This is a genomic window from Streptomyces lusitanus, from assembly GCF_042647945.1.
Taxonomy (GTDB): domain Bacteria; phylum Actinomycetota; class Actinomycetes; order Streptomycetales; family Streptomycetaceae; genus Streptomyces; species Streptomyces pseudogriseolus.
Map to the genome: position 1 here is coordinate 281,762 of NZ_JBHRWL010000015.1, position 15,027 is coordinate 296,788.

Below are 15,027 nucleotides of genomic sequence, written 5' to 3' on the forward strand. Positions count from 1 at the left end.
GGGGAGGCGGGGTTTGACCCTCGACCTGGTCGAGGCGGCAGGGTCCCAGGTGTGGAGAGCGAGATGCGCAGCATTGGTGAGATGGCCCGCGAGAGCGGGCTGGGCGTCAGCGCCCTGCGGTTCTACGACCGTGCCGGTGTCCTGGTCCCCGACCAGGTCGACCCGGTCACGGGCTACCGCTGGTACGCGCCGGAGCAGCTCGGCGAGGCCCGGGTGCTGTCCCGGCTGCGCCGCGCCGGCATGCCGCTGGCGGACGTCCGGCTGCTCCTGGCCGGCTGGACGGCCGCCGACACCGATCTCGTACGCGGGCTCCTCCGGGCGCATCTGCGCCGGCTGGAGGAGGGGCTGTCGGCCGCCCGTGCCGAGTTCTCCGCGCTTGTGGACCTTCTCGACGACAGGGAGAACCCCCTCATGACCTCACCCCGCACCGCCGCCCGGCTGTCCGTGTCCGGTCCCGGTCTGGCCGCCGCGCTGGACGCGGTCCGTTTCGCGGCCGGGACCGACCCCGAGCTGCCGGTGCTCGCCGCCGTCCATCTCGACGCCGAGGGCGACGCGCTGCACGCCGTGGCCACCGACCGCTACCGGATGGCGGTGGCGCGCACCGCCGCCGGCGGGCACGGGGGCGGCCGTGTGCAGGCGACCGTGCCGCTGCCGCTCGCCGACGCGATGCGGGCGCTGCTGGACGGCGAGGACGAGGTGCGCCTCGTCGTGGACGACGGCCGCGTGACCCTGGAGGCCGGTGACCGCCGGACCGGTGGCCGGTGTCTGGAGCAGGACTTCCCGGACTACCGGCGCCTGGTGCGGCTGCCCGCCGGACGCCGCGCCGAGGTGGACGTGCCGGCGTTCACGGAGGCGGTGCGCACGGGTCCGGTCCGGCTGCACGAGGACGGCGGGCCGGCGTACGAGCTGACGGTGCTGGAGGTGACGGAGGACGGCCGGGTCGTGACTGCTCCGGAGGGCGCCGACGGCCCGGACCTCGTCGCGGTGAACCGGGTGTTCCTGCTGGACGCGCTCGCCGCGGCGGCCGGTGACCGGCTCGTCCTGGAGTTCGGCGCCCCCACGGCCCCGCTCGTGATCCGCCGGCCCGACGACGAGCACACGTTCTCGCTGCTGATGCCGGTGCGGCTGACCGACTGACGTCCCGGAACGCGCGACGGCCCGGGCAGCTCCCTCGCGGGGCTGTCCGGGCCGTGCGCACGGGTCGGTCGGCGGAAGTCAGCGGTCGCGGCCGCCGTCCTCCACCGGCTCCAGCGTCTCCGCGGCGGGCGTGGCGAGCGGGGCCGGCACGCTGTCGGGCGCGGGCTTGGCGCGTCCGGCCAGGCGCATCGCGATCGGCTCGGTCCAGCGGGCGGTGAGCGGTCCGAGCACCACCAGGACCAGGACGTACGCGGTGGCGAGCGGGCCGAGCTGGGGCTCGATGCCGGCGGTGACGGCGAGCCCGGCGATGACGATGGAGAACTCGCCGCGCGCCACGAGGGTGCCGCCCGCGCGCCAGCGGCCCTTGGCGGAGATGCCGGCCCGGCGGGCCGCCCACCAGCCGGTGGCGATCTTCGTCAGGACGGTGACGACGGCCAGGCCGAGCGCCGGGAGGAGGACCGGCGGGATGGACTCCGGGTCGGTGTGCAGGCCGAAGAAGACGAAGAACACCGCGGCGAACAGGTCGCGCAGCGGGGCGAGCAGGTTGTGCGCGCCCTCCGCTACCTCGCCGGACAGGGCGATGCCGACGAGGAACGCGCCCACGGCGGCCGACACCTGGAGCTGCTGGGCGATGCCGGCGATCAGCAGGGTCAGTCCGAGCACGACGAGCAGCAGCTTCTCCGGGTCGTCGCTGGAGACGAAGCGGGAGATGACGCGGCCGTAGCGGACGGCGACGAAGAGCACGAGGCCGGCGACGCCCAGTGCGATGGCGAGGGTGACGCTGCCCGCGGCGAGGCTGACGCCTGCCAGCAGGGCGGTGACGATCGGCAGGTAGACGGCCATCGCCAGGTCCTCCAACACGAGGATGCTGAGGATGACCGGGGTCTCTCTGTTGCCGAGCCGGCCGAGGTCGCCGAGGACCTTGGCGATGACGCCGGAGGAGGAGATCCAGGTGACGCCCGCGAGCACCACGGCGGCGACCGGGCCCCAGCCCATGAGCAGGGCGAGGGCGGCGCCGGGCAGGGCGTTGAGCGTCATGTCGACGAGACCGGCCGGGTACTGCGTCTTGAGGTTGGAGACGAGGTCGCTGGCCGTGTACTCGAGGCCGAGCATGAGGAGCAGCAGGATCACGCCGATCTCGGCGCCGATCGCGACGAACTCCTCGCTGGCGCCGAGCGGCAGCAGGCCGCCCTCGCCGAACGCGAGGCCGGCCAGCAGGTAGAGGGGGATGGGCGAGAACTGGAGGCGTCCGGCCAGGCGGCCGAGCAGACCGAGCCCGAGGATGATCGCACCGAACTCGATCAGGAAGATCGCGGAAGAGTGCACGCGCTCACTCCCGCCCGAGGATCTCGGCGGCGGCGTCGATGCCCTCGCGGGTGCCGATGACGATCAGGGTGTCCCCGCCGGCGAGCCGGAAGTCCGGCGCGGGCGACGGGATCGCCTCCGCGCGCCGGAGGACGGCGACGATGGACGCTCCGGTGTCGGTGCGCATCCGGGTCTCGCCGAGCAGCCGCCCGTTCCAGTGGGAGACCGAGGACAGTTCGATGCGTTCGGCGACGAGCCCGAGGTCGGTGGTGTGCAGCAGGTTCGGGCTGTGGTGGGCGGGCATCAGCGCGTCGATGAGCGCGGCCGACTCGGCGACGCTGAGGCGCAGCGAGCGGGCGCAGGCGTCGGGGTCGTCGGAGCGGTAGACGTTGACCGTCCGGGCGCCGTCGCGGTGCGCGATGACGGACAGGTGCTCGTGCTCACGCGTGGTGAGGTCGTATTTCACACCGATGCCCGGCAGCGGTGTCGCGCTCATCCGTGGAGCAGGCACAGCCCGTCCCCTTCCGTCTTCTTCTCATGTCGTCCGATGTGCGGGGCCGAACGGACCGGCGCACGGCACCGGGTGGTGACCCCCACCGCCGCAATGGTGCCATCCCGCCGTTCGGCCGGAACATGGGTGCTGTCACGGATGGACAGCTGCCGGGATCGCGGCAAGGATCTCGGGGGACGCCGTATCGCCGCAGGTCAGCGGCACGCAGAGGACAAAGGGGGGAATCGGGCGCGTAGCGGACCGACGGCGCGGGTACTCGGTGGCACCTTCCGGGGACGGGAGTGTGTGGTGGACGACACGGTGATCGTCGGCGTGGACGGCTCGCCCTCCAGCCTCGCCGCCGCCGACGTGGCGGCCGGGGAGGCGCGGCTGCGCGGGGCCCGGCTGCGCATCGTGCACGCGTTCGCCCGCCCGGCGGACCTGGATCCGATGATCCACGGGGTGCTGGCCGAGACCGAGCAGCGGATCCACGAGCGCGTCCCGGGACTCGACGTCACTCGCACCGTGGTGTCCGGTGACGCCCTGACCGTGCTGCGGACCGAGTCGCGGCACGCGGTGCTGACGGTGCTGGGGCGGCGCGGCCGGAGCCTCTTCGGCGATCTGCTGCTGGGCTCGACGAGCATGCAGCTGGCGGCGCACGGGCACGGCCCGCTCATGGTGGTGCGCGGGCGGCCCGACCCGGGGGGTCCCGTGCTGCTGGCCGCGGACGGCTCGCCCGCCGGGAACGCCGCCGCGTCGTTCGCGTTCAGGGAGGCGGAACTGCGCGGGGCGCCGCTGACGGCCATGCACGTCTGGAACACCTGGAGCGAGTCCACGCCGTACGAGGACCCCGGTGACCCGCTGAGCGTGGTGGTGGACCTCGATCAGCTCGAACTGCGCCACCGGCGACTGCTGGACGACGTGGTGGAGCCCTGGACGGCCGCGCATCCGGAGGTCGCCGTCCAGCAGCGCGTCGAGCGGGGCCGGGTGCGGCAGACGCTGCTGGAGGCGACGCGCGAGGCGCAGCTGGTGGTGGCCGGGGCGCGCGGCCACGGCGGGGTCGCCGGAATGCTGCTCGGTTCGGTGAGCCAGGCGCTGCTGCACCACGCGGACTGTCCGGTCACGGTGGTGCGGGCGCTCAGCTGACGGGCGTCGACGGCGCCCACCGGCGTTCAACGGCGCCCACCGGCGTTCAGCGGTGCGCGCGGGCGTCAGCCGTACGCACGGGCGTCCGCCTCAGCCGAGGAAGCTCAGGCGCACCTTTCGGTCGGGGTTGTCGCGGTTGGTGTCGACGAGGCACACCGACTGCCAGGTGCCCAGCTCCAGGCGGCCGTCGATCACCGGAAGCGTGGCGTGCGGCGGGACGAAGGCGGGCAGGACGTGGTCGCGGCCGTGGCCGGGGCTGCCGTGCCGGTGCTGCCAGCGGTCGTCGGCGGGCAGCAGGGTGTGCAGCGCGGAGAGCAGGTCGTCGTCGCTGCCGGCGCCGGTCTCGATGACCGCGATGCCGGCCGTGGCATGCGGCACGAACACGTTGAGCAGGCCGTCCCGGCCGGCCGCCGCCTCCCGCAGGAAGGCCTCGCAGTCGCCGGTGATGTCGACGACCCGCTCGGCGGAGCCGGTGGTGAGGGTCAGGACTCGGGTGGTGAAGGCGTCGGACATGCGCCCATCCTGACGCACACGGCGTGCTTCCCGAAGGAGCCCGAGCGGGAAGATCCACCACACCCGGGGTGTTGGTGGAAGCGTGAACGATGTACGCGAGGTCGAGGTGGTCGTCATCGGCGCCGGGCAGGCCGGACTGTCGAGCGCCTATCACCTGCGGCGGAACGGCTTCGCGCCGGACCGCGACTTCGTGGTCCTGGACCACTCCCCCGCCCCCGGCGGCGCCTGGCAGTTCCGCTGGCCCTCGCTGACGTACGGCAAGGTGCACGGGATGCACGCGCTGCCCGGGATGGAGCTGACGGACGCCGATCCGCTGCGGCCGTCCTCCGAGGTGATCGGCGCGTACTTCGACCGCTACGAGCGGACGTTCGACCTGCGGGTGCGCCGTCCGGTGGACGTGCACGCGGTACGGGAGGGGTCCGGCGGACGGCTGCTGGTGGAGACCTCGCACGGCACCTGGGCGACCCGCGCGCTGATCAACGCGACCGGCACCTGGGACCGGCCCTTCTGGCCCCGGTACCCCGGTCAGGAGACCTTCCGCGGACGGCAGTTGCACACCGCGCACTACCCCGGTCCGGAGGCGTTCGCCGGGCTGCGGGTGGTCGTGGTGGGCGGCGGCGCGTCCGGCACCCAGCACCTGCTGGAGATCGCGCCGTACGCGGCGGCCACCACGTGGGTGACCCGGCGGCCGCCCGTCTGGCGGGAGGAGCCCTTCGACGAGAACGCGGGCCGGGCGGCCGTGGCCCTCGTCGAGGAACGCGTCCGGCAGGGGCTGCCGCCGCGCAGCGTGGTCTCCGTGACGGGGCTGCCGCTGAACGACGCGATCCGGCGGGGGCTGGCGGACGGGGTGCTCGACCGTCTGCCGATGTTCGACCGGATCGAGCCCGAGGGTGTGGTGTGGGACGACGGGCGCCGGGCCGCGGCGGACGTGATCCTGTGGGCGACCGGGTTCCGGCCGGTGATCGACCATCTCGCGCCGCTGCGGCTGCGGGAGCCGGGCGGCGGGATCCGCGTGGAGGGCACCCGGGCGGTCGCCGACCCACGGATCCACCTGGTCGGCTACGGCCCCTCGGCCAGCACGATCGGCGCCAACCGGGCCGGGCGGGCGGCCGTGCGGGACATCCGGCGGCTGCTGGCCGAGGAGCCGGCGGCGGCCTGAGCGGCGGTCACGTCGGCGACGGCTGCGCGGACTTCTCCGCGGCCTTGTTCCGTTCGGCCTCCGCCTCCGCCACGTTGCGCTGGTGCTCCGCGAGGTCGGCGGTGAAGCGGGTCTCCCCTGGCCGGACCGTGACGAAGTACAGCCAGTCGCCCGGGGTGGGGTTGATCGCGGCGCGCACGGCGTCCTCCCCGGGGCTGTCGATCGGGGTCGGCGGCAGTCCCATGCGCCGGTAGGAGTTGTACGGGCTGTCGACCTCGGTGTCGGCGGGGGTGGTGCGCGCCTTCGTGCGGTGGAGGGCGTAGTCGACGGTGGAGTCCATCTGGAGCGGCATGCCGCGCTCCAGCCGGTTGAAGATCACCCGGGCCACCTTGCCCATGTCGGCCTGGGTGGCGGCCTCGGCCTGGACGATGCTGGCGACGGTGACCGCCTGGTAGACGTTCATCGCGTTGCGCTGCGCGCCGGCGGCGACGGGGGCGCCGTTGAACTTCTGGTTGGCCGTGTCGACCATGCGGGCCAGCAGCTTCTGCGGGGTGGCGTTCTCCGGGAGCGGATACGTGGCCGGGAAGAGGTAGCCCTCAGGGTTGCCGTCGGCCTCGTTCGGCAGCTTCAGGCCGGCCTTGGCGAGGGACTTCCTGGTGGTGCCGGCGGGCAGGTCGAGAGTCTTGTCGATGGCGGCGTAGACCTGGGCCGCCCGCCATCCCGCGGGGACGACCAGGGTCTCGGGACGGGGCTCCTCGTCGTCGCCCATGATCAGCAGCGGCACCGCCACGGCGGTGCCGGCCACGACGGCCCCGAGCGTCGCCAGGGCGAAGCGGCCGCGGCGCGTCAGTCGGATCGAGTTCCGTGACGGAGTGTTCGTCTGCATGCGGGCACGGTAACCCGCATATCGTCACAAATCCGGCATATTTTCAGCTTGTCGGCTCCAGTCGGGGGTTCGGCTCCAGCCGGGCGTCCCGTCGCACGAGGGCGGCATACCGCCCCTCGCGCCCCAGCAGCTCCTCGTGGGTCCCGCGTTCCACCACGCGCCCGGAGTCCAGCACCACGATCTGGTCGGCGCCGCGCACGGTGGACAGCCGGTGGGCGATGGTGAGGGTGGTGCGGTCGGCCGACAGCGCGTCGATCGCGGCCTGCACCGCTGCCTCGGTACGGGTGTCCAGCGCGCTGGTCGCCTCGTCGAGGACGAGCACCGGAGGGTCGCGCAGGATGGTCCGGGCGATCGCCAGCCGCTGCTTCTCCCCGCCGGAGAAGCGGTGGCCGCGCTCGCCGACGACGGTGTCGTACCCGTCCGGCAGGGCCGCGATGTGGTCGTGGATCTGCGCGGCCTTCGCCGCCGCGTGCAGCTCCTCGTCGGTGGCGTCGGGCTTGGCGAAGCGCAGGTTGTCCGCGACCGACGCGTGGAAGAGGTACGTCTCCTGCGAGACGACGCCCACCGCGCGGGCCAGGGTGTCGAAGTCGAGGTCGCGCACGTCCACCCCGTCCAGGGTGACCCGCCCGCCCGTGACGTCGTACAGCCGCGGCACCAGGTGGCCGAGCGTGGACTTGCCGGCGCCGGTCGGCCCGACCACGGCGAGGCTGCCGCCCGGCGGGACGGTGATGTCGATGCCGTCGAGGACCGGGCCGCCCTTGCCGTCGTAACCGAACGAGACGTTCTCGAAGCGGACCTCGCCCTTCACGCGCTCCAGGCGCACCGGATTCTCGCGCTCGGTGATGTCGATCGGCAGGTCGAGGTACTCGAAGATGCGCTGGAAGAGGGCGAGCGAGGTCTGGATCTGCACGCCGGTGGAGAGCAGGCTCACCGCCGGGCGGAACAGGCCCTGCTGGAGCGAGACGAAGGCGACGATGGTGCCGATGGACACCCCCGGGCCGCCCGAGTGCACGGCCAGGCCGGCCGTCCAGTAGATGACCGCCGGCATGGCGGCCATGACGATCGTGATGACCGCCATCCGCCAGCGGCCGGCCATGTTCGACCGCACCTCAAGGTCGACCAGACGCTCCGACTCCTCGGAGAAGGCGGCGGTCAGCGAGTCGGAGCGGCCCATGGTGCGGCCGAGCAGGATGCCGCTCACCGACAGCGACTCGGTGACCGTGGCCGCCATCGCGGCCATCTGCTTCTGCCGCCGGGTGGTGATCTTCCTGCGTTCGTTGCCGACGCGGCGGCTGATCCAGACGAAGACGGGCAGCAGCGCGAGCGAGACGGCCGTCAGCCGCCAGTCGAGCGCGAGCATCGCCACGATCGTCGCGACCACGCTGGTCAGGTTGGAGACCAGGGAGGTGGCCGTGGAGGTCACCGTGGCCTGCATGCCGCCGATGTCGTTGGCGATGCGGGACTGCACCTCGCCGGTGCGGGTCCGGGTGAAAAAGGCGAGCGACATGCGCTGAAGACGCCCGTAGACGGCGGTGCGCAGGTCGTGCATGACGCGCTGGCCCACGGTCGTGGAGATCAGCGTCTGGAGGACGCCGAAGACGCTGGTGAGCACGGCGCTGAGGATCATGCCCAGCGCGAGCAGGCTGAGCAGGCCGGTGCGGCCCTCGGGCAGGGCGACGTCGAGGATCGCCTTCAGCAGGAACGGCGAGGCGACCGAGACGAGTGACGACGCCCCGACGAGCAGTCCGACGATCGCGAGGCGGCCACGGTAGGGACGGAAGAGGCGCAGAATGCGCCGCACCTGCCGGGGTTCCTGCTCGGCCTCGGCGGGCGGCGTCCATGCGGGTGCGTGATCGGGGTGCATGGTCTCCTTCGGGTGTACGGATTCACGAGCAGTGTTCATTGTTACCTGTACTCACAATGAACGTCATCCTGATAATATTCCCGCATGACCGCCGCGCCCGCCCCCGACCCCGACCCCGACGGCCTGCTCGCCGAGCAGCTGCTCCGGCTCACCCGCCGGGTGTACCGCATCCAGAAACGCCATCTGGAGCGGCGCGAGCTCGGCATCACTCCTGCCCAGTCCCGGCTGCTGCGCACCCTCGCCCACTACAGCTCGCCTCCCCGCATGGCCGACCTCGCGGAGCGGCTGGAGGTGGTGCCCCGCGCGGTGACCACGCTGGTCGACGGGCTGGAGGCGCACGGCAAGGTGCGCAGGGTCCCGGATCCGGCCAACCGGCGCGTGATCCGCATCGAGCTGACCGACGAGGGCCGCGAGACGCTCCGCGAGCTGCGCACGGCACGGCGGGCGGCCGCGGCGGAGATTCTCGCTCCGCTGGGGGAACGGGAGCGGGAGCAGCTGGGAGAGCTGCTGAACACGCTGGTCGACGGCCCGTCGGGCCCGCCGTGCGAGGAGAGGGCGGCCGGGAGGCCGGGCGGGGTCGGAGGCTGACCGCCCGGGTGGCCGGACGAGGGCTCACCTCGCGCGACGGGCATCGAAGATCCCGCCGGCGGTGAACGGCCGGCCGCGGGTCGGCGGTCCGCCGGTCGGGAGCGGGCCGTGGCCGGGAAAAACCGGTTGCCCGTGGGCGGGCGGCGGAGCCAACCTGTCACGGTTTGCTGCCGCCGTCCGAGGACGGCGGCGGCCCCTGCTCCGAGCCACTGGGACGCCATGCAGATTCACGACCTTCCGTATCCCGATCCGGGCGTGCCCGACGCCCGCTCGGGCCCTCGATTCCTGTGGTGGCTCTTCCGTAACCAGCTGGGCGGACAGCTGAAGTCGCTGGCCTGGGGCCTGCTGCACTTCGCGTCCGTGGCCTCGCTGCCGTTCTGCGTCGGCGTCGCCGTCCAGGCCGCGGCCGACCGTTCCGGCGGCCGGCTCGCACTGGCGGGCGGGCTGATGGCGCTGGCCTGCGTGGGCAACGCGGTCGGCGACACCTTCCTGCACCGTACGGCCGTCACCAACTGGATCACCGCCGCCGCCCGCGTGCAGCAGCTGCTCGGCCGTAAGGCCGCCGTGCTGGGCTCGGTGCTGACCCGGCGGGTGGCCGCGGGCGAGGTCGTCGCCGTCTCCACCGGTGACGTGGAGAAGATCGGCTGGTTCGTCGAGGCCCTGTCGCGGTTCACCGCCGCCGCGGTCACCGTCGTCGCGGTCACCGTCGGCCTCCTCGTCTACCAGCCCGCCCTCGGCGTGGTCGTCGCCGCCGCCCTGCCCGTGCTGGCGCTCGCGGTGCTGCCGCTGCTGCCCAAGGCCACCCGGCGGGCCGACGTCCAGCGCGAGAAGGCCGGACGGGCCACCGAGCTGGCCTCCGACACCGTCGCCGGACTACGGGTGCTGCGCGGCATCGGCGGTGAGGATCTCTTCCTCGACCGCTACCGGCGCGCGTCGCAGGAGGTCCGCCACGCCGCCGTGCGCAGCGCGCGGATGTGGTCGCTGATCGCCGCCGTCCAGGTGCTGCTGCCGGGGCTGCTGCTGATCACGGTGGTCTGGTACGGCGTCCGTCTGGCCCTCGACGGCCGGATCGCCGTCGGTGAACTGGTCACCGTCTACAGCTCGGTGATGCTCCTGACCTACCCCTTGCGGCACTTCGAGGAGATCGCGATGGCGTACTCCTTCTCGCGCCCTTCGGCCCGGCGGGCCGCGCGGGTGCTGTCGCTGGAGCGGGCCACCGACACCGCCGGCACGCGCGCCGCCGAGACCCCGGCGGGCGACCTGTACGACCCGGAGACGGGACTGTGCGCCCCGTCCGGGTCGCTCACCGCCGTGGTGTGCGGGGACCCGGACGCGGCGGGACGGCTGGCCGAACGGCTCGGCGGGCACGCCACGCAGGAAGGCACGTCCGACGCGCAGGAGGGCACGTCCGTGCTGCTCGGCGGGGTGCCGCTGGACGAACTGCCGCTGGACAGCGCCCGTACGGCCGTGCTGGTGCAGGACAAGGACCCGGTGCTGCTCTCCGGCACGCTGCGGGAGCTGCTCGACGTGCCCGCGTCCGGCGCGGTGGACCCGCGAGCGGCGCTGGAGGCCGCGCAGTGCCAGGACGTGCTGGCGGCGCTGGTCCAGGGGTCGCTGGGCGCCGAGGACCCGATGGACGCGCGCATCACCGAACGCGGCCGGTCGCTGTCCGGCGGGCAGCGTCAGCGGCTCGCGCTCGCCCGGTCGCTGGTCACGGACCCGGAGGTGCTGGTCCTGGACGAACCGACCTCGGCCGTCGACTCGCACACCGAGGCGCGCATCGCCCAGGGCGTGCGGGACCTGCGGGCCGGGCGCACCACCGTGGTGTTCACCTCGTCCCCGTTGCTGCTTGACCGGGCCGACCGGGTGGTGTTCCTGCACGAGGGCACGGTCGTCGCGGTGGGCGGCCACCGGGAGCTGGTGCGCACCGAGCCCCGGTACCGGGCCGTGGTGACCCGCGAGACGGAGGAGGAGACGGCGACGGCGGCCGCACTCCACGCCGGCCACGGCGACGGCGGACTGCGCGCGGACGAGGTCCCGCACGGCCTCGAAGAGCTGGACCGGCTCGACGACATCGAAGAACTCGAAGAGATCGAGGAGACGGCATGATCGGCGTCGCGCCACCGGCGTACGACCCGGCGGCCCCGACGGCGGCCGGCACGCTGCCCGTGGGCGCGCCCGCGACCGTACGCGCGTACGTGGCCGAGCTGCTGCGCCGCCACCGGCGGGCCTTCCTGCTGCTGGTCGCCGTCAACACGGTGGCGGTGGTCGCCTCGATGGTCGGCCCGTACCTGCTGGGCGGGCTCGTGGAGCGGGTGTCGTCGGGCGAGCGGGAGCTGCGTCTGGGGTTCACGGCGACGCTGTTCGTGGCCGCCCTGGTGGTCCACGCCGGGTTCGTGCGGCAGGTGCGGCTGCGCGGGGCGGTGCTCGGCGAACGGATGCTCGCGGATCTGCGCGAGGACTTCCTGGTGCGGTCGGTCGGACTGCCGCCGGGCGTGCTGGAACGGGCCGGCACCGGTGACCTGCTGTCGCGGATCACGACCGACATCGACCGGCTGGGCAACGCCATGCGCGAGGCCGTGCCCCAGCTGGCGATCGGCGTGGTGTGGGCGGCCCTGTTGCTGGGCGGCCTGGTCGTCACCGCGCCTGAGCTGGCGCCGGCGGTGCTGGTCGCCGTGCCGCTGCTGGTGGCCGGGTGCCGCTGGTACTTCCGCCGGGCGCCGGGCGCGTACCGCTCGGAGGCGGCCGGCTACGCGGCGGTGGCCGCCGCGCTCGCCGAGACCGTGGACGCCGGACGCACGGTGGAGGCGCACCGCCTCGGCCCGCGCCGCGTGGCGCTCACGGACCGGCGGGTGCGGGAGTGGACGGCCTGGGAGCGGTACACGCTGTGGCTGCGCTCGGTGCTGTTCCCCGTCGTCAACATCACCCATGTCACGGTGCTCGGGTCGGTGCTGATGATCGGCGGGGTGTTCGTGCTCCAGGGGTGGATCGGCGTCGGCCAGCTGACGACGGCCGCGCTGATCGCGCAGATGCTGGTGGACCCGGTCGGGCTGATCCTGCGCTGGTACGACGAGCTCCAGGTCGCGCAGGTGTCGCTGGCCCGGCTGGTCGGCGTGCGGGACATCGAGCCCGACGCCGGGGACCCGGCGGTCACGCCCGAGGGGCGCCGGGTGCGGGCGGACACCGTGCGCTTCGGCTACCTGGAGGGCGTCGACGTCCTGCGCGAGGTGTCCCTGGAGGTGCCTCCGGGGACCCGGATGGCCCTGGTGGGTCCCTCGGGCGCGGGCAAGTCCACGCTGGGCCGGCTGCTCGCGGGGATCTACGCGCCCCGGGAGGGGCGCGTCACCCTCGGCGACGCGGAACTGTCCCGCATGACCGCGGAACGGGTCCGCTCCCACGTCGCCCTCGTCAACCAGGAGCACCACGTCTTCGTCGGCTCCCTCCGCGACAACCTGCGGCTCGCCCGCACCGACGCGGAGGACGCCGAGCTGTGGGCGGCGCTCGGCGCGGTCGACGCGGACGGCTGGGCGCGGGCGCTGGACGGCGGACTGGACACGGAGGTCGGCTCGGGCGGCTTCGCGCTCACCCCGGCGCAGGCGCAGCAGATCGCGCTGGCCCGGCTGGTGCTGGCCGACCCGCACACGCTGGTCCTCGACGAGGCGACCTCGCTGCTCGACCCGCGCGCGGCGCGTCACCTGGAACGCTCCCTGGCCCGCGTCCTCGACGGCCGGACCGTCGTCGCCATCGCCCACCGCCTGCACACGGCCCACGACGCGGACGTCATCGCCGTCGTCGAGAACGGCCGCATCAGCGAACTGGGCAGCCACGACGACCTGGTGGCGGCGGACGGCGCCTACGCGGCGCTGTGGCGCAGCTGGCACGGCTGAGGAGACGCTGCCGCTGGGGTGCGGTCGGGGGGTCACCCCGGTATCCCCGAGGCGGGCTGTCCCGCGCCGGGCCCGCCCGCCTGCCGGGGAGGCCCGTCAACCGGCGCGCCGACACACCATGGCGCCTGCGGTGCGGCCCCTCGGCGGGCGCCGCCTCTCCCCAGGACAGCGGGCCGGCGTGTGCCGGTCACCCCGTGTGGCGTTGCGGGGTCGGGAGATCCGGTGGAAGGCTGGAAGCAGGCATCGGCTCGGGGAGGAGCGTCCGGGTACCGGAGCGGGTCCGAACGGGCTCGGTGCCCGTGGAGTCGGCCCGTGCGGGCCACGGCGGGCGACGCGGCCCGCCCCACCCCCTGGAGGTGTCCGTGAACAGCGGTGACGGTTGGGGAGACGACGTCTACCAGCCCGACGCGTCCGAGATCCAGGACGACGCCGGACTGCTGGACGCCGAGGACACGCTGGAGACCGACGGTGTCGCCGACCCCCTCGACCGGGGCTGGTCCCCTCCCGAGCGGCCCTGGGCCGTGGAGCACTACGGCGTGACCGCCGCCGAGCGGCACGAGGGCGAGACCCTCGACCAGCGGCTGGCCGAGGAGCTGCCGGACCTGCCCGTGCCGGACGGCGACGACCTCGGTGATTCCACCGGCACCGACGGGGAACTCCTGGACAACGAGGTCGGTGCGGCACGCTCCGGCCGGCTCGTCGCCCCCGACGAAGGAGCGCACGAGGACGACGAGGAGGCGCTGGTGGCCGGCGACGTCGGCATCGACGGCGCCGCCGCCTCCGCCGAGGAGGCCGCCGTGCACATCGTGGACGAGGACAGCCTCCCCGGCTGACCCCGCAGCCGCCCGAGGAGCACCCATGCAGAAGGACAAGCACCCCGAGTACCACCCGGTCGTCTTCCGCGACCGGGCCGCCGGATACGCCTTCCTCACCCGGTCCACCGCCTCCAGCGAGCAGACCATCGAGTGGGACGACGGCGAGACCTACCCGGTGGTGGACGTGGAGATCTCCTCGGAGAGCCACCCGTTCTACACGGGCAAGGCCAGGACCGTGGACACCGAGGGCCGCATCGCCCGCTTCGAGCGCCGCTACGGCGGTGAGGGCGGCGGCTGACCGACGGCCGCCCGTCCCGCACACCGCCGGCGTGCGGAGGCGCCGCCGTTATATGACGTTGAGCGCCGCCGCGCAGCCCACCCCGCCGAGCACCATGAACACCGGCATCAGCACCTTCAGCTCCACCCAGCTGCCGGCGCGGAACCGCAGCGCCTTCGGCGGGCCGACCGGGTACCAGCGCTTGCGGCCCACGGGTATGGGCCACAGGACCGGGCAGCCGGAGACGGTCAGCGCGTCCCCGATGTCGTGCACCAGGGCGCCCAGGACGATGGGCAGGCCGAGCCACAGGTACTCCTGGCCCGGCTCGGTGAACAGCCAGCCGGCGCCGTTGCCGGGCTGGTCGAGAATGTCCGCGATGATCCAGGCGCTGGTCGCCGCCAGCAGCCACACCAGCACGTCGCTGCTGGAGCCGCGCGTCGCCCGCCACAGCAGGCCCTCGATGGCCAGCACCATGTGCACGAAGAGGATGAACAGGACCGCCCAGCGGCCGCCGGTGATCGCCAGGGCGGAGGTGCCGGCGCCGATGGCGACCGCCCACAGCCAGGTGTGGGTGAGGGTGCGGTGACCGCCCGAGCGACGGGGGTCGCCCGGCTTCTTCGTCGCCTTGTAGACCGCGTAGGACAGCTTGTCGACGATCTCGCACAGCCAGCGGGAGACGGGGCCGAAGGACCGCGAGATGGTGGCGGCCTTGTGGTCCAGGTCCGGGGCGAGCGCGGCGCCGGCGCAGATCAGCGCACCGGCCAGCAGCACCGGCCAGGGCATGGGGCGTCCGGCCGCGGCCGTCGCCGCCCCCACCCCCAGCCAGGCCGCGGCGCCCGACAGTGAGTGTGCTGGTCCCATCATGGCCTGTGCCCGCCCCATTCCTCTTTCGCCGCCGCCCGGTTGACCGGGGACGTTGACGCTGCGCCGGCGACACAGCGTAGCGGTAGCGATCTTCGAGCCGACAGCCGATTCCCGCAT

Annotated in this window: 14 protein-coding genes; 8 read left to right on the plus strand and 6 right to left on the minus strand. The window is 73.8% G+C overall.

Features of this window, described 5'->3' with window-relative positions:
• The first annotated feature begins 63 nt into the window (after nucleotides 1-63).
• On the plus strand, nucleotides 64-1,137 hold the full coding sequence (locus tag ACFOSY_RS22095) for a DNA polymerase III subunit beta family protein (RefSeq protein WP_394309551.1): 1,074 nt from the start codon (nucleotides 64-66) through the stop codon (nucleotides 1,135-1,137).
• A gap of 78 nt (nucleotides 1,138-1,215) precedes the next feature.
• On the opposite strand, the gene ACFOSY_RS22100 is transcribed toward ACFOSY_RS22095, so the two are convergent.
• Complete coding sequence (locus ACFOSY_RS22100) at nucleotides 1,216-2,463, minus strand: cation:proton antiporter (protein WP_394309553.1); 1,248 nt, start codon at nucleotides 2,461-2,463, stop codon at nucleotides 1,216-1,218.
• Between the two features lie 4 nt (nucleotides 2,464-2,467).
• Entirely contained in the window at nucleotides 2,468-2,938 is a 471-nt protein-coding gene (locus ACFOSY_RS22105; RefSeq protein WP_006135137.1) for a cation:proton antiporter regulatory subunit, read from the minus strand.
• Nucleotides 2,939-3,241: 303 nt separating this feature from the next.
• Here ACFOSY_RS22105 and ACFOSY_RS22110 point away from each other — a divergent pair, with 303 nt between their 5' ends.
• A complete protein-coding gene (locus ACFOSY_RS22110; protein ID WP_394309555.1) occupies nucleotides 3,242-4,078 on the plus strand; it encodes a universal stress protein in 837 nt (278 codons plus the stop codon).
• A 90-nt stretch (nucleotides 4,079-4,168) separates the two neighbouring features.
• Here the strand turns inward: ACFOSY_RS22110 and ACFOSY_RS22115 are convergent, their stop codons facing one another.
• Nucleotides 4,169-4,591 carry a secondary thiamine-phosphate synthase enzyme YjbQ gene (locus ACFOSY_RS22115; RefSeq protein WP_394309557.1) on the minus strand — a complete coding sequence of 141 codons (423 nt, stop codon included), beginning with the start codon at nucleotides 4,589-4,591 and terminating at the stop codon, nucleotides 4,169-4,171.
• A gap of 82 nt (nucleotides 4,592-4,673) precedes the next feature.
• Between ACFOSY_RS22115 and ACFOSY_RS22120 the strand changes: the two genes are divergently transcribed.
• Complete coding sequence (locus ACFOSY_RS22120; protein ID WP_394309559.1) at nucleotides 4,674-5,750, plus strand: NAD(P)-binding domain-containing protein; 1,077 nt, start codon at nucleotides 4,674-4,676, stop codon at nucleotides 5,748-5,750.
• 7 nt (nucleotides 5,751-5,757) lie between these two features.
• Here the strand turns inward: ACFOSY_RS22120 and mltG are convergent, their stop codons facing one another.
• Entirely contained in the window at nucleotides 5,758-6,615 is an 858-nt protein-coding gene (gene mltG, locus ACFOSY_RS22125; RefSeq protein ID WP_394309560.1) for an endolytic transglycosylase MltG, read from the minus strand.
• A 43-nt stretch (nucleotides 6,616-6,658) separates the two neighbouring features.
• Nucleotides 6,659-8,479, minus strand: a complete 1,821-nt coding sequence (locus ACFOSY_RS22130; protein ID WP_394309562.1) for an ABC transporter ATP-binding protein — start codon at nucleotides 8,477-8,479, stop codon at nucleotides 6,659-6,661.
• An 84-nt stretch (nucleotides 8,480-8,563) separates the two neighbouring features.
• On the opposite strand from ACFOSY_RS22130, the gene ACFOSY_RS22135 reads away from it, so the two are divergent.
• From ACFOSY_RS22135 to ACFOSY_RS22155, 5 genes are all read left to right on the plus strand, one after another.
• A complete protein-coding gene (locus tag ACFOSY_RS22135) occupies nucleotides 8,564-9,067 on the plus strand; it encodes a MarR family winged helix-turn-helix transcriptional regulator (RefSeq protein WP_394309564.1) in 504 nt (167 codons plus the stop codon).
• 219 nt (nucleotides 9,068-9,286) lie between these two features.
• Nucleotides 9,287-11,176 (plus strand): ABC transporter transmembrane domain-containing protein, encoded by a 1,890-nt coding sequence (locus ACFOSY_RS22140; RefSeq protein WP_394309566.1) that lies wholly within the window; start codon nucleotides 9,287-9,289, stop codon nucleotides 11,174-11,176.
• Complete coding sequence (locus ACFOSY_RS22145; protein WP_394309568.1) at nucleotides 11,173-12,954, plus strand: ABC transporter ATP-binding protein; 1,782 nt, start codon at nucleotides 11,173-11,175, stop codon at nucleotides 12,952-12,954. Before ACFOSY_RS22140 ends, ACFOSY_RS22145 begins: the two co-directional genes overlap by 4 nt.
• 362 nt (nucleotides 12,955-13,316) lie before the next feature.
• Nucleotides 13,317-13,787: a DUF5709 domain-containing protein gene (locus tag ACFOSY_RS22150; RefSeq protein WP_394309570.1), complete on the plus strand. Its 471-nt coding sequence runs from the start codon at nucleotides 13,317-13,319 to the stop codon at nucleotides 13,785-13,787.
• Nucleotides 13,788-13,812: 25 nt separating this feature from the next.
• A complete protein-coding gene (locus ACFOSY_RS22155; protein WP_006135155.1) occupies nucleotides 13,813-14,067 on the plus strand; it encodes a type B 50S ribosomal protein L31 in 255 nt (84 codons plus the stop codon).
• A 48-nt stretch (nucleotides 14,068-14,115) separates the two neighbouring features.
• Here ACFOSY_RS22155 and ACFOSY_RS22160 read toward each other — a convergent pair whose 3' ends face one another.
• Nucleotides 14,116-14,910, minus strand: coding sequence for a metal-dependent hydrolase (locus ACFOSY_RS22160; protein WP_006135156.1), 795 nt, complete (start codon nucleotides 14,908-14,910; stop codon nucleotides 14,116-14,118).
• Nucleotides 14,911-15,027: the final 117 nt, after the last annotated feature.

Coding starts and splice junctions, on each gene's coding strand:
- ACFOSY_RS22095 (WP_394309551.1), top strand. CDS start 64: ATGCGCAGCATTGGTGAGATGGCCCGCGAGAGCGGGCTGGGCGTCAGC.
- ACFOSY_RS22105 (WP_006135137.1), bottom strand. CDS start 2,938: ATGAGCGCGACACCGCTGCCGGGCATCGGTGTGAAATACGACCTCACC.
- ACFOSY_RS22115 (WP_394309557.1), bottom strand. CDS start 4,591: ATGTCCGACGCCTTCACCACCCGAGTCCTGACCCTCACCACCGGCTCC.
- mltG (WP_394309560.1), bottom strand. CDS start 6,615: ATGCAGACGAACACTCCGTCACGGAACTCGATCCGACTGACGCGCCGC.
- ACFOSY_RS22130 (WP_394309562.1), bottom strand. CDS start 8,479: ATGCACCCCGATCACGCACCCGCATGGACGCCGCCCGCCGAGGCCGAG.
- ACFOSY_RS22135 (WP_394309564.1), top strand. CDS start 8,564: ATGACCGCCGCGCCCGCCCCCGACCCCGACCCCGACGGCCTGCTCGCC.
- ACFOSY_RS22140 (WP_394309566.1), top strand. CDS start 9,287: ATGCAGATTCACGACCTTCCGTATCCCGATCCGGGCGTGCCCGACGCC.
- ACFOSY_RS22145 (WP_394309568.1), top strand. CDS start 11,173: ATGATCGGCGTCGCGCCACCGGCGTACGACCCGGCGGCCCCGACGGCG.
- ACFOSY_RS22155 (WP_006135155.1), top strand. CDS start 13,813: ATGCAGAAGGACAAGCACCCCGAGTACCACCCGGTCGTCTTCCGCGAC.
- ACFOSY_RS22160 (WP_006135156.1), bottom strand. CDS start 14,910: ATGATGGGACCAGCACACTCACTGTCGGGCGCCGCGGCCTGGCTGGGG.